The sequence below is a fragment of the Streptomyces halobius genome (genome assembly GCF_023277745.1).
Taxonomy (GTDB): Bacteria; Actinomycetota; Actinomycetes; order Streptomycetales; family Streptomycetaceae; genus Streptomyces; species Streptomyces halobius.
In genome coordinates this window covers 8,361,350-8,374,295 of the sequence record NZ_CP086322.1, presented here as the reverse complement: position 1 = coordinate 8,374,295, position 12,946 = coordinate 8,361,350, and the positions used below count along the sequence as shown (strand labels likewise).

Here is a 12,946-nt window from a genome sequence, read left to right as displayed (position 1 = left end):
GAAGCCGAAGCCGGAACCCTGCCCGGTACGCGCCCCCGTGTACCACGATCTGACGGGCGATGGGAAGGCCGAACGGGCGGACCTGGACGTCCACCAGCTCGTGCCGCTGGCCGAGCGCGCGATGCGGGCCACGGGGACGACGACCGAGGTCCGCGTCGTACGGGACGCTCGCGTGGAAACCGACCGGCGCCGGCTGGAACGCGTGCTGGGCAACCTCGTCGCCAACGCCCACAAGCACGGCCGTCCGCCGGTGGTGACCGTCGACGCCCCGGTCATCACCGTACGGGACCACGGTGACGGCTATCCCGAGTACCTCCTGGAGCAGGGCCCCCAACGGTTCAGAAGCCAGTCAGGTGAAGACGGCAAGAGGACCGGGCACGGCCTGGGCCTGACGATCGCCGTCGGCCAGGCCCAGGTCCTCGGCGCCACCCTGCACTTCTCCAATGCCCCGGACGGCGGAGCCGTCGCCACGCTCCGCCTCCCGATCGAGCCCTGAACGGGGCGGATCGGCCTTGCTGTTCCTGTGGTTCCTCCCGTGGACCCTCGTGGTCGCCCACAGCCTGTTCTTCGTGAACCGAAGACTTCTGCTGCAGCGCTTTACGTCAACGACCCTGCACTGCCTGGCCTGAGGAAAGCAGCGCGAACTCCCGCCTGAAACGCAGCATGAAACGCAGACGGGAATCTGCTCATTGCTGCTCCGGGAAGGCGTATTTCCCGGCGGAAGCGACGGGGAGGCGCTGGGCGATCTCCTTGTTGCTCGGTCCAATGGGGCGGCATGGGCCGGTCGAGCGTGAGGACGGCGACGACCGCGGCGGCCGGCGAGGTGACTGACAGCGCCATTGCGGCATCCCAGCGAACACCACGCCCGCCAGGGCAAGTTGGCCTGATCTCGCTGCTTTCATCACTCCTCCGCGTCCATGGCCGAATCGTGTCCATGACCGAACGATGTCGCCCCGCCAAAAGGAAGAAGCGGAAGCACGGTTGTCATGCATGCTCAATCACGGTTGTCATGTACGCCGGATTCGGCGCCTTGGCGGCACAGCAGCGCGGCGCAGAGGGCGGCGAGCCGGAGGTGCGGCGTCAGCTCCGCACTCCGGAGTCCGCTGTTCAAGCCGTCGGCCGGGCTGACAGCGGCCCGCGCCCCCTCCCCCGGCTGGCGGCCCCGCCTGGCCGCGCTCACGAGACCCCTCCCGCACCCTGCCGCCGGATCCAGTGTGTAACCGTTCCGCGACCCTCCGGCTACCGGCCGGTGCCCTACGTCGACCATCCGTAGACAGCCCGTAGACCCTCCGTAGCCCCCTCCGTCCACGCTCTGAATTCTCGCCGCCATAGCGGAACCCCGGAATCCGGTACGCCCTCTCACGGGGCAACCGACGACGACTTCAAGCCAAAGAAATGCGATGGGAGCCGCTATGCGCGAATTCAGCCGACGGGGGATGCTCGGGCTCGGAGCAGGAGCGGCCGCGGCACTCTCCGTGGCCGGCTGCTCCTCTTCCGGGGCGTCGGCACCCGGCAAGGTGACGGCCGAACCCGGGACAACGGGCAAGGCGAAACCGATCGGCGACGGCTCGACCGCGTACACCGGCAAGCAGCCGAAGCAGCCTCCCGAGCCCGAGCGGCTGGAGCCGGGCCAGAAACCGCCCCAGTTCGTGGTCTTCTCCTGGGACGGCGCCGGCGAGGTCGGCAACGGCCTCTTCCCCCGATTCCGCAAGGTCGCCGAGGACCACGGCGCGGCGATGACCTTCTTCCTCTCCGGGCTCTATCTGCTGCCGGAGTCGAAGAAGCGCCTGTACCAGCCGCCGAACAACCCCGTCGGCGCCTCCGCCATCGGCTACCTCACCGACGACCACATCAAGGAAACGCTGAAGAACCTGCGCGCGGCCTGGCTTGAGGGCCACGAGATAGGCACCCACTTCAACGGCCACTTCTGCGGCGGCAGGGGTTCGGTCGAGCACTGGACCCCCGCCCAGTGGGACTCCGAGATCGAGCAGGCCATGTCCTTCGTCACCAAATGGCGCACCAACACCGGCTTCACCGACCTCGAACCACTGCCGTTCGACTACAGCAAGGAGCTCGTAGGCGGCCGTACCCCCTGTCTGCTGGGCCAGGACAACCTGCTGCCGACCGCGAGGAAGCGCGGCTGGCGGTACGACGCCAGCTCCCCCGGCGGTCTCCAGGTCTGGCCCGACAAGAAGCAGGGCCTGTGGAACTTTCCGCTCCAGTCGATACCGTTCCGCGGCGGCTCCCTCCAAGTTCTCTCGATGGACTACAACTTCATGTTCAACCAGTCGAAGAACTCCACCAAGGGCCCGACGGCCAATTACCCGGGCTGGCGCAAGGAGGCCGCCGAGGCGTACATCGCGGGCTTCAAGCGGGCCTACGAGACCAACCGCGCCCCCCTCTTCATCGGCAACCACTTCGAGGAGTGGAACGGCGGCATCTATATGGACGCCATCGAGGAGACGGTCAAGCACATCGCCGACGAGAAGCACAAGGATGTCCGGATGGTCTCCTTCCGCCAGCTGTGCGACTGGCTCGACGCGCAGGACCCGAAAGTCCTCGCCAGCCTGCGGGGGCTCGGGGTCGGGCAGCAATTCACCGGACGCGGCTGACGGCGCCGAGCGCGCCCGGCGTGGCAGGAGGAACGGCTACGGGGCCGGACTGCGCGTACTGTCCGATACCCGAACCGGCCGGCGCTCAGCACAGCATCGCCGAACCATCGCAGTAGGACGCGGGGTTGACGAAGCCGCCGTATGCCGAAAACCTGCGAGTCAGGACCGTCCGGCCTTGGCTGCACGGTCCCATGTTCGGCACTCCCATTCGCTGAGTCCTGCTGAGGGAACGGAGAAGCTGCGGTGTCGACAACGCCCACCGGGAACACGCTCTTCCTCACGATTGACTCGTGCCGCGTCGACACGGCCGCCAGCGCCATGACGCCCGCGCTGGACCGTCTCGGCCCCTTCGTCGTCGCCGAGACCGCCGGAACATTCACGCTCCCGGCGCACTGGGCGTTCTTCTCCGGTTTCCTTCCCAAACCCCTGGATGGTCAGCAATTCCTCGGCCGCTACCAGCAGTTGTGGTCGCACGCCTGCCGCGCCTGGAAGCGCAGCACCTATGTCGTGTTCGAGAGCCCGACGATCGTCGAACACTATGCGCGCGCAGGTGTGTTCACCGCGGGGCTCGGCGGGGTCCCGTTCTTCGATCCCGCCATGCCTTCCAGCGTCCTCCCGGCTCTGTTCCCCCACTTCCGCTACCGAGGAGAACGGGCCGGAGCCCCCACAACGGCCATCGACCCCGACCTTCCCACGCACCGCCCTCTCCCCACAGAACAGCTCGAAGAATTCACCAACCAACTCCTCCGCGGCGAACCATTCTTCGGCTTCGTGAACTTCCCCGAGACACACTTTCCGTACTGCACACCGAGCGCGGGAACCCTCGACGACGCATTGGTGGAAGCTCTCCGTGAGATGGGCCGGCACATTCACCGGAGAGCACCCCTGCACGGTGACAGCTCACTATGGGAGGAAGGGCGCCTGGAGGCGGTGCGCAAGCTTCAGGTGCAGGCGCTGGAATGGGTGGACGGGCATCTTGCGGACATGTTCACGGCCTTGGCCGGCGCAGCTCGTGACACACTGGTGGTCGTGTGCGCGGACCATGGTCAATCGTTCGCCGAACGGGGCTTGGTCGGGCACGGCAACACCACACCCGAAGTTCTGCGCGTCCCCCTGTGGGTCGGACGCCTCGGCAGGTAGCGGTAGCGGGTATCCGGCGAGGGTGACGACCGGGGAACAGGGGCACCGGCCGTATGAGTTCGACGCGGAACAGCGGATGAGTGCCCCGTGCGACCGCCGTCGTCAACGCAGCATCCGGGCCCTGCTCAGGCGGCACGAGCCGACTGCAGGGCGGATCCCGAGGGGCGGGGAGATCTGATCCGTCGTCCTTCCAGGAGCCGGTGGCCACTCAGTGTCCCAGCCGCTCCAGGGCCGATTCCGGGTAGCGCTCGCCCGCCACCGCCTCCTCGGGCACTGCCCGACGTAGCAGATCGCGGTCGGCCTCGGTCAGGGAGAGAGCCACGGCAGCGGCGTTCTCCTGCAGGTAGCGGCGGCGCTTGGTGCCGGGGATGGGCACGATGTCCTCGCCCTGGGCGAGCAGCCAGGCCAGCGCGGCCTGGGCGGGCGAGCAGCCGATCCGTTCGGCGACATCCCGTACCGCCTGTACGAGTGCCAGGTTGTGCTGGATGTTCGCGTCGTCGAACCGCGGCCAGCGCCGCCGGTTGTCCTGCGGGATCAGGTCGTCGCGGGAGGAAAGGGCACCGGTGAGCATGCCGCGCCCGAGCGGGGAATAGGCGACGACGGCGATGCCCAGTTCCCGGCAGGTGGCGAGCAGTTCGCCCTCCACCACGCCGCGGGTGAAGAGGGAGTACTCCACCTGGACCACGCTGACCGGGTGGACGGCATGGGCCTTGCGCAGCGTCGCGGCGCTGACCTCGCTCAGTCCGATGTGCCGGACCAGACCGGCCGCCACCAGCTGGGACATGGCGCCGATCGTCTCCTCGACGGGCGTGGCGGGGTCGCGGCGATGCGCGTAGTAGAGGTCGATGTGCTCAACCCCCAGGCGGCGCAGGGATGCCCGGCAGGCGAGAGGAACGTAGTCGGCGGAGGTGTCGACGTCGCCGACCCGGCCGGTGGCCGCGTCATGGCGGAGCCCGAACTTGGTCGCCACGACCATCCGGTCCCGCTCGTGAGCGTGCCGGCGCAGCCATCGGCCGACCAACTCCTCGTTGCCGCCCCGCCCGTAGGCGTCGGCGGTGTCCAGGAGGGTGATGCCCATCTCCAGGGCGCGATCCAGCGTGTGCTGGGACTCCTCCTCGTCCGGAACGCCATAGGCGACGGACATGCCCATGCAGCCCAGGCCGATCGCGGACACCTCGGGGCCGTCGCTCCCCAGCTTGCGGTACTTCATGCCGTGCTTCATCGAACTTTCCTCTCAGTGGTCCGAACAATGGTCCGAACGGCGGTGTAGGCGCGGGCGACCTGCAGCAGCCACGCGACCTCCTCGGTATAGCTCCCGCCCTTGGCGGCCTCGGGGCCGAGCGCCGCTGAGGTCCCGACCGGCGGACGGTTCTCGTGCTTCGCGCACAGAGCCGAAGCCAGCGATCTGGCCTGCACCATGGCGTGCAACTGGTCGCCCGACAGCGCCGCCTCCTCGGCCGACTCCCGAGCGCCGGTGGCGACAGCCGGGTCCATGTACGGGCGCAGCACCAGCAGACCGTCCTGGATCTCGATGACCCTGCGGTAGAGGCGATAGCTGATGTCGCCGGGCAGGAAGCGAGCGAGGCGGCCGGCATGGCGCGGGTTGAGCGCGATGTCCGGAGCGGCCGCGTACAGGTCGCTCCACAGGGGATGCAGCCGCTGATAGGCGACGAAGTTGCGGACCCGACGCCGCAACTCGGAGACGCTCGGTCCCCAGGAGGGCATGGTGAGCCCTGCCACCAGGAAGAAGATGCCGGTCCCGTTGGCCACTGGGGTCAGCAGTTCCCATTCCAGTGGGTCCAGTCCGCACTGCACCGCGATCAGTGAGAGCAGGCGATTGAGAACGTAGACGAGGCACGCGCTCGCGCCGATCGCCGTGCTGTGCAGGCCCCTGCGCAGCCACTGCCGGCCGGCCACCCGCCCGTAGCGCCGGCACAGCCGGATGATCTCGATCATGCCGGCGCCGAACGCGCCGACGTAGAGCAGCAGATAGCCGGCGACCAGCGGGCGGTGCGCGTTCTGCAGCAGATAGTGCGCGCTGCGCTGTTGTGCGCCCGTTCCCGCCGCCGCCCACAGGGTGAGCATGGCGACCGCGCACAGGGCAGCGACGAGCAGCCGGACGCAGGCGTGCCGCCGGGCGGCCTCGGGCGGGTACACCCAGTAGACGATCGCCGCGAGGAAGGCAGCGCTGGACGCGACGCCGCCCAGGAGGTGAATGCCGAGCGCCCCGAGATCGGCCACTCCCAGGCGCGCGTCCACGGACCGGGAGACGGAGGGCGTGGAGAGCGTGAAGGAGATCCCCTTGCAGAGGAACGCGATGAGCAGCGCGCGCACTGCCGGATCGTTTCTCTGATGGCGCAGGTCGCGCAGTCGATAGAGAAGAGCGAGTGCGCAGAGGACGGCGCATGCGGGGAAGACGACGGCCTTCACGCCGGTCATGAGACTTCCCGTAAGCAGATTTCCCGTCGGCAGATTTCCCGTCGGCGGACTTCCAATCGGCAGAACTCACCTGGGCCCTTGGGGCGATGGTGCGCCGTGAAGCAACTAGCGTGCATGGGGCCCCGGGTTCGGATTGAGCGAGTTCTCGATACGCGCGACGGTCTCGGCATCAGCGGACGGTACCCGCCACACCGACTCCACCGGAGGCCGGGTAACGCGTTCGAGGATGAGGGAGGCGACGATCTCCGCCTCCTGTTCCTCCTCGGTGGAGTAGCTGGTGCGCCCCAGCATCTCCCGCACCCGCCGTGGATCCAGACTCGGCAGCAGCTGCCGCATCACCGCCATGTCGAATCCCACGGAGTCGCAGTGGTTGCACAGCATGTGCGCGAGCTCATGGGCGATGATGTGGTCCTGGTGCAGACGGCTGGTCTCCGCCTCGACGATGATGACGTCGAAGGTGTCCGTCGCCAGCCACATACCGCAGGGAGTCTCCGCGCCCAGAGGAAGCGATACGAGCCGGATCGGGCGGCCCCGATCGGTGCTGAGTCGTTCCATCAGTGTGGCGATACTGCATCCGTCGGGCAGGTCCAGGCGGGCCAGTACCTCACCAGAAGCCCGTCGCAGGTGCTTGAGGTCCTTGTTGCGATCCTTGTTGCGGTCCTTCTCACGGGGCTGCTTGTGAGTCCTGGAAGTCAAGTCCACAGCCGACGCCTGCTCCTTCCCCACCCCGAACTCGTCATCTCCCCCAAGACCCGCTCCCAAAGGAGCCATGAACGCTGCGACATGCCCTTCCTCTTGACGCTGCCTTCCCCTTGACGCTGCTTTTTCCTTGACGCTGCTTTTCCCCTGCTCGTCGACAGGGCGATGCTATCCGTCGCCGGAGCCGTCCCCGCCGACTCTGCCCCAAGGTACGCCGCCCGCCAACTCGACGTCGAAGCACAGCCGGTGTGACAGCGCGGCGCGTCGGCCGTAGCGGGCCTCGTCGGTCTCCGCGCCGGGCGGCAGCCGTCATCACGAGTTCGGTCCGTGGGGCCTGAGCCGCCATCCCGGCGCGCCCTCGTGGGCAAAGCGCGCCCGGGGCTATGCCCACGTGCCGTTTGACATGCCGGCTCGGGTACGACTGGTCGTAGAAGCCGGCCGCGACCGCGACCTGTCCGGGCGACTGCCCATCGAGCAGCAGCCGTCGGGCGCCGCGGTGGCCGGACGTGTCGGTGTGGCCTATTGAGGGAAGGCGGCGAGGGAGCCGGGGAGCTGCCCTGTCGGGGACGACGACGTGCCGGTCGTGGCCGGGACTGCGCCGCAGAACTCCGCCTCGATCACGTTGACGTAGAGCGATCCGTCCCGCAGCCAGTCACCGTTGATGTGGAACGTCAGCTGGTGCTTCCCGTCCTCCGTACCGACCATCGCGGACAGTGAGCCGTTCGTACGGCCGCTCTTGCCCACCACCTTCACGCCACAGGACAGCGTCGCGAACTCGACCCCGAGTCCGTACCCGATTCCCTCGCCCGCCGGCACCTCGTCGAGCATCTCCTTCATCTGCGCAGGGGGCAGCAACTTGCCTCGCATCAGGGCACGTTGGAAGCGGTTGAGGTCGCCGCTGGTGGAGATGACGTCGCCGGCTGCGCCCAGCCAGGTCATGTTCTGCCGGGTGGCGTCATGGATCTTGGCGTCGGGGGCATCCTGGTGGAGCCGGGAGTAGCCGACGGGGTGCGGGTCCGGCATCTCCGGCGCCGTGCCGGGGAACGACGTCCCGTGCAGCTTCAACGGCTGGATGATGCGGCGGATGGCCTCCTGCCCGTACGAATGGCCGGTTGCCTTCTCGATGACCATCCCGGCGATCACATAGTTGGTGTTCGAGTACAACGGAGCCCGCTCCGGATCGGGCTGTGGAGGGTACTTCAGCGCGATCGCCACGAGTTCCTCGGGCGTATGGGTGTCGTACCGGTGCTCCGGAAAGCCGGGGCCGGCGGCATTGTGCACGAATGCGGGGTCCGCGGTGTAGTCGGCCATGCCGCTGGTGTGGTTGAGGAGCCGACGCAGAGTGATCTTGCTGCCGTCGTACCCGTTGCCCTGCACCAAGCCCGGCAGCCATGACTCGACCGTGTCGTCCAGGCTCAGTCTCCCTTCCGCCTCCAGCTGCAGCAGGACGGTCGCGACGAACGTCTTGGTGATGCTGGCCCCGCGGAAGTGGTCACCCGCCGAGCGCTTGCGGCCCGTGGCGGTGTCCGCGTACCCGGACGCTCCGAACCAACTCCCCTTGCTGTCCCTGACCTTGGCGGCAGCCCCGGGAAGTTCACCCTTCTCGACCAGATCACGCAGTGCGGCCCGGGTCGCGTTGTGGCCGTGATCCGACTGCGCCGCGTATGCGGACGGGGCGAGCGTGGCCGCTCCCACGGCTGCGGCCACTGCCAGAGCGAGTAAGGGGGTGCGCGTAGCCCGCTGCTTCATGGGTGTGCCTCCAGTCGCCGAGGGGCAGGGTCCTGCCCCTGTGGTGGTGGAGACGCCGAACGCGAGCTTCAAGGTTGATCGTTGGGCGAGGGCGCGGGGCTGGCAGTTCTTGCCAGATCCCCGTCTACGTCGTCGACTGGACCCCCGACAAGATGCCTCTGCTCCTTGAGGGGATCTCCCGGGCGGCCGCGAAGCTCGGGGTCACCCCGGTACCGCCGGCCACGCTGCTGGGTGTTGCGGCACGGGACGTACCCGACCGTCTGGTCGAGGTCGAAGCCACCGCGGTCATGGGCTGAACAGGCCGCCGCCGTCCTCGGCAGCCTCGGCGTCGCGGGCATGACGGCGGCCTCCGCCGCGGCCCGCGCGGGGGACGCCGGTACTCACCAGCAGCTCGGCAGGTCAGGGCGTTTGGTGCGTCCAGCGCAATCAACCACAACTGCCCCGACGGGCCGGCCGAGCGCCCTCAGCCCCGAACTCGCAGAGCCTTCTCCTCGGCATCCGCCAGCCAGAAGAGCAGCGGCGAGAGCGTCAGTTCGACGACCGCCAGCACCACCTGGAACCAGTGCGGCCACCCGTGCACGGCGAGCGACAGCAGCCGTCCGAGCGCACCCAGCAGGAACACCCCGGTCAGCCACCGCACCGCCGTCGCGGGGATCGGTGACTGCCGGGCCGTCCAGAGCCAGCCGAGGCCGTAACCGGCGAAGATCGCGCCGAAGAACCGCCCCAGGCTGTCGACCGTCGGGCCGGCCGAACCCGCGCCCGGCACCGAGGAGTTCCCGGCCAGTACGTGGAAGAGCCCGATCGCCACGCAGGCGTATCCCATTGCCAGTCCGAGCCACCGGAGCACCGTGACCCTGGCCATGAACCCACCGCCCCTCCCCTGCCCCTCCTCGACGAGGGACCCCGCCCCCGAATGGCCCCACCGACGAGGAGATGGCGCCACTGGGGACGCTGCCGCCGGAGCCGGAACTCAAGGATGGCCGATCCGGCCGTTGCTCAAGGAGGGCCGTTCCGGCCGACTGCCTTGCCGGCCATGAGCGATGCCGCCGGCCAAGGGGCGCCCTCGCGGTCCCGGCTCTCCCCGGTGCCGCGACGGATCACAGGCGCAGCGTTCGGCGCAGCGCGATGGTGAGTTCGTCGAGCTTGGTGGCGCCCTCGGCCGGGTCCGAACGCGCCGCATCGGCCACGCAGTTGCGCACGTGCTCGTCGAGCAGACCGAGCGCCACTTCCTGCAGAGCGCGGGTGACGGCGCTGATCTGGGTCAGGACGTCGATGCAGTACCGATCGTCGGTCACCATGCGGGTCACTCCGCGCACCTGGCCCTCGACCTTGTGCAGCCGGGCGAGGTGGTCGGCCTTGTGTTCGGCGTATCCGGGCTGGTGCGGGTTCCGGCTCAAGTGCGGGTTCGGGTTCGGTGTCGCGTCCGCGGTGCGGTTGTGGGCGGGGACGGTGGTCACTGTGGTCCACCTCCGTCGTGCGTATCGCTGGTCGTGGATGTGCGGTAACTGTCCGGATCGTCGTCGAAGGCGCTCGCGCACGGGGCGGAGCAGAAGAAGTAGCTGCCGGTCGCGGTATCGCGCCGTGCGGCGGCGGCCGCCGGGTCGACGGACATGCCGCACACCGGATCCACCGTCGGATTGTCGTCGCTCTGTCGCTGGGCGGCGGATTCAACCATGGGTTCGACGGGTTCCACCGTGGCGGGTGCCGATGAGGTGGCGGGCCCCCAGCGGCGCAGGCGCGATGCGTTGGTGACGACGGACAGGGAGGACAGGGCCATGGCGGCCGCGGCGACCATCGGGCTGAGGCGGATGCCCCACAGCGGGTACAGCGCCCCGGCGGCGAGAGGGATGCCGACGGCGTTGTAGACCAGGGCGAAGAACAGGTTCTGCCGGATGTTGCGCATCGTGGCGCGCGACAGCTGGATGGCGGTGACCACTCCGGTCAGCGAGCCGGAGATGAGGGTGATGTCGGCGGCCTCGATGGCCACATCGGTGCCGGTGCCGATGGCGAGGCCGACATCGGCCGCGGCCAGAGCGGGGGCATCGTTGATGCCGTCGCCGACCATGCCCACGGTGCGGCCCTCGCGCTGCAGCCGGCGAATCTCGTCGGCCTTGTGCTCGGGCAGCACCTCGGCCAGGACACGGCGCACGCCCACCTGGCGGGCGATCGCGGCCGCCGTGTCGGCGTTGTCGCCGGTGATGACGGCCACCTCCAGTCCGAGCCGGTGCAGGGCGGCGATCGCGGCCGCGGAGTCGTCCTTGACGGTGTCGGCGACGGCGAGCACTCCGGCGGGCCGGCCGTCGACGGCCGCGAGGACGGAAGTCTTGCCCTGGGCGGACAGATCCGCCGCGATGGGGGCGAGGACGCTGGTGTCGATCCCCGCGTCGTCGAGCAGCCGGGCGGTGCCGACGAGCACGGCGTGGCCGTCGACGGTGGCTCGCACGCCTTGGCCGGTGACCGAGTCGAAGTCGCCCGCCGTGGTCCAGGTGAGGCCGCGCTCCCGGGCACCGGCGACGATCGCCGCCGCGAGGGGGTGCTCGCTCAGCTCCTCGGCCGCGACCACCAGCGTCAGCAGCTCCGTCTCGTCGAGGCCGTCGGCCGTCCGCACGTCCGTCAGCACGGGCTTGCCCGCGGTGACCGTGCCGGTCTTGTCGAACACGACCGTGTCGAGCTTGTGCGCGGTCTCCAAGGCTTCGGCGGAACGGATCAGAATGCCCGCCTGGGCGCCCTTGCCGGTGCCCACCATGACGGACAACGGGGTGGCCAGGCCCAGCGCGCACGGGCAGGCGATGATCAGCACCGCGACCGCGGAGACCAGCGCGAGAGTCAGCGCCGGGGCCGGGCCGACGGTGAACCACACGGCGAACGTGACGACGGCGATGGCGATGACCACGGGCACGAAGTAGCCGGAGACCGCGTCGGCCAGCCGCTGGATCGGGGCCTTGGACGCCTGGGCGGCCCGCACCATGCGGATGATCTGCGCGAGCACGGTGTCGGCGCCGACCTTGCTCGCGCGCACCCGCAAACTGCCGGTGCCGTTCACGGTCGCCCCGATCACCGTGTCCCCGGCCCGCTTGCCGACCGGCATCGGCTCGCCCGTCACCATCGCTTCGTCCACCGCGGAGGAGCCCGACAGCACCTCGGCGTCCACCGGCACCTTCTCCCCGGGCCGGATCACCACCTCGTCGCCGACGGCCACGTCTTCCACGGGGATCTCGGTCTCGGCGCCGTCGCGCAGCACCCGGGCGGTACGTGCCCGCAGGCCGAGCAGGGCGCGGATGGCCTCGCCGGTACCGGCCTTCGCACGGGCCTCCAGCAGCCGACCGAGCAGGATGAGGGTGAGGATCACGCCGACCGCCTCGAAGTACACCTCGCGCACTTCCTCCGGCAGCAGACCGGGCGCGAGCGTGACCAGCAGGCTGTAGCCGTAGGCGGCGCTCGTGCCGAGCGTGATGAGGCTGTTCATCTCCGCGCCGCGGTGCTTGAGGGCCAGCCAGCCGGTGGAGTGGATCGGCCGCCCCGTGTAGAACATCACCGGCGTGATCAACGCCAGTTGCAGCCAGTGGTTCAGCAGCCAGCCCGGCACCCAGTCGGCGCCGAACAGCTCATGCGCCATCACCGCGAAGACCACCGGCAGGGTGAGCAGCGCGCCGACAGCGACCCGGCGGGTCAGATCCGCGATCTCGGCCGCCCGCTCGGCGGCATCCGCGGCCTCGGCCTGTGCCGCAGTGGCCTCGCTGTCCACCGGCCCCGCCGTGCGGGCTGCGGGACGGCCACCGTCCGGGCCGGCATCGGTCTCCTGGCCACCGTCCGGTTCCACCAGCAGCGTGCCGTGGATCATGTTCATCCCGCACGTGAAGCCGAAGGAACCGGTGTCGGACGGGCGAAGGCGCACGGCGGTGCGTGCGTACGCCGGCAGTCCGGCGCTGACCCGCAGGTCGGGGAAGACGACCCGGGAGGTGCACTCCCCCGACTCCTGCCGGTCGAAGACCAGCTCCACCGGCACTCCCTGGCGGACCTTGATGACGTTGGGGCTGTAGCCGCCGCGCACCGTCACTTCGGCCCGCTGCACCCCGCCCTCCAGCCGTGCGGCACGGGCCCGGCGCGGGCCGAAGAAGAACCAGCCCAACCCGGCGATCAGGACGGCGGCGGAGACCACCACGACGACATCGGCGACTCCCATGGCGGATCGCCCTCCCTGCGTGTTCGCTCCCCTCCAGCCTCGCGCGGCTACCCCTACGGGGCAGGGGCTGACCGGCCCCCATGCCCGGGACAGGTGGCCCTTGCGCCCCACATCTGATCCCCCT

General features: G+C 69.5%; 11 protein-coding genes and 2 pseudogenes. 5 read left to right on the top strand and 8 right to left on the bottom strand.

What is annotated here, in order from left to right:
- Positions 1-58 precede the first annotated feature (58 nt).
- A pseudogene (locus tag K9S39_RS37985) lies at positions 59-496 on the top strand (sensor histidine kinase); the annotation flags it as partial.
- A gap of 498 nt (positions 497-994) precedes the next feature.
- On the opposite strand, the gene K9S39_RS37980 reads toward K9S39_RS37985, so the two are convergent.
- Complete coding sequence (locus K9S39_RS37980; RefSeq protein WP_248867840.1) at positions 995-1,180, bottom strand: hypothetical protein; 186 nt, start codon at positions 1,178-1,180, stop codon at positions 995-997.
- 232 nt (positions 1,181-1,412) lie between these two features.
- Here K9S39_RS37980 and K9S39_RS37975 point away from each other — a divergent pair, with 232 nt between their 5' ends.
- Together K9S39_RS37975 and K9S39_RS37970 are read left to right on the top strand one after the other, a co-directional pair.
- Positions 1,413-2,612: a polysaccharide deacetylase family protein gene (locus K9S39_RS37975; protein WP_248867839.1), complete on the top strand. Its 1,200-nt coding sequence runs from the start codon at positions 1,413-1,415 to the stop codon at positions 2,610-2,612.
- Positions 2,613-2,855: 243 nt separating this feature from the next.
- Positions 2,856-3,752, top strand: a complete 897-nt coding sequence (locus K9S39_RS37970; protein ID WP_248867838.1) for a sulfatase-like hydrolase/transferase — start codon at positions 2,856-2,858, stop codon at positions 3,750-3,752.
- A gap of 208 nt (positions 3,753-3,960) precedes the next feature.
- Here K9S39_RS37970 and K9S39_RS37965 read toward each other — a convergent pair whose 3' ends face one another.
- The 3 genes from K9S39_RS37965 to K9S39_RS37955 all read right to left on the bottom strand — a co-directional run bounded on the left by K9S39_RS37965 (position 3,961) and on the right by K9S39_RS37955 (position 6,887).
- Positions 3,961-4,962 carry an aldo/keto reductase gene (locus K9S39_RS37965; RefSeq protein WP_248869156.1) on the bottom strand — a complete coding sequence of 334 codons (1,002 nt, stop codon included), beginning with the start codon at positions 4,960-4,962 and terminating at the stop codon, positions 3,961-3,963.
- A gap of 8 nt (positions 4,963-4,970) precedes the next feature.
- A complete protein-coding gene (locus K9S39_RS37960) occupies positions 4,971-6,191 on the bottom strand; it encodes an MAB_1171c family putative transporter (RefSeq protein WP_248867837.1) in 1,221 nt (406 codons plus the stop codon).
- Positions 6,192-6,296: 105 nt separating this feature from the next.
- Positions 6,297-6,887, bottom strand: a complete 591-nt coding sequence (locus K9S39_RS37955) for a toxin (RefSeq protein WP_248867836.1) — start codon at positions 6,885-6,887, stop codon at positions 6,297-6,299.
- A 394-nt stretch (positions 6,888-7,281) separates the two neighbouring features.
- Between K9S39_RS37955 and K9S39_RS43205 the strand changes: the two genes are divergently transcribed.
- Positions 7,282-7,416, top strand: a complete 135-nt coding sequence (locus K9S39_RS43205; protein WP_406708083.1) for a hypothetical protein — start codon at positions 7,282-7,284, stop codon at positions 7,414-7,416.
- Here the strand turns inward: K9S39_RS43205 and K9S39_RS37945 are convergent.
- On the bottom strand, positions 7,410-8,639 hold the full coding sequence (locus tag K9S39_RS37945; RefSeq protein WP_248867835.1) for a serine hydrolase domain-containing protein: 1,230 nt from the start codon (positions 8,637-8,639) through the stop codon (positions 7,410-7,412). The genes K9S39_RS43205 and K9S39_RS37945 overlap by 7 nt on opposite strands.
- A 113-nt stretch (positions 8,640-8,752) precedes the next feature.
- On the opposite strand from K9S39_RS37945, the pseudogene K9S39_RS37940 reads away from it, so the two are divergent.
- Positions 8,753-8,935: pseudogene (locus K9S39_RS37940) on the top strand (RidA family protein); the annotation flags it as partial.
- A gap of 167 nt (positions 8,936-9,102) precedes the next feature.
- Here the strand turns inward: K9S39_RS37940 and K9S39_RS37935 are convergent.
- The 3 genes from K9S39_RS37935 to K9S39_RS37925 all read right to left on the bottom strand — a co-directional run bounded on the left by K9S39_RS37935 (position 9,103) and on the right by K9S39_RS37925 (position 12,822).
- Entirely contained in the window at positions 9,103-9,501 is a 399-nt protein-coding gene (locus K9S39_RS37935; protein WP_248867834.1) for a DUF4345 domain-containing protein, read from the bottom strand.
- Positions 9,502-9,736: 235 nt separating this feature from the next.
- On the bottom strand, positions 9,737-10,096 hold the full coding sequence (locus tag K9S39_RS37930) for a metal-sensitive transcriptional regulator (protein WP_248867833.1): 360 nt from the start codon (positions 10,094-10,096) through the stop codon (positions 9,737-9,739).
- Positions 10,093-12,822 (bottom strand): heavy metal translocating P-type ATPase, encoded by a 2,730-nt coding sequence (locus tag K9S39_RS37925; RefSeq protein ID WP_248867832.1) that lies wholly within the window; start codon positions 12,820-12,822, stop codon positions 10,093-10,095. Before K9S39_RS37925 ends, K9S39_RS37930 begins: the two co-directional genes overlap by 4 nt.
- Positions 12,823-12,946: the final 124 nt, after the last annotated feature.

What these genes read in the sequence shown, in the direction of transcription:
- K9S39_RS37965 (WP_248869156.1), bottom strand. Translation starts at nt 4,962, where the DNA reads ATGAAGTACCGCAAGCTGGGGAGCGACGGCCCCGAGGTGTCCGCGATC.
- K9S39_RS37935 (WP_248867834.1), bottom strand. Translation starts at nt 9,501, where the DNA reads ATGGCCAGGGTCACGGTGCTCCGGTGGCTCGGACTGGCAATGGGATAC.
- K9S39_RS37960 (WP_248867837.1), bottom strand. Translation starts at nt 6,191, where the DNA reads ATGACCGGCGTGAAGGCCGTCGTCTTCCCCGCATGCGCCGTCCTCTGC.
- K9S39_RS37945 (WP_248867835.1), bottom strand. Translation starts at nt 8,639, where the DNA reads ATGAAGCAGCGGGCTACGCGCACCCCCTTACTCGCTCTGGCAGTGGCC.
- K9S39_RS37975 (WP_248867839.1), top strand. Translation starts at nt 1,413, where the DNA reads ATGCGCGAATTCAGCCGACGGGGGATGCTCGGGCTCGGAGCAGGAGCG.
- K9S39_RS37925 (WP_248867832.1), bottom strand. Translation starts at nt 12,822, where the DNA reads ATGGGAGTCGCCGATGTCGTCGTGGTGGTCTCCGCCGCCGTCCTGATC.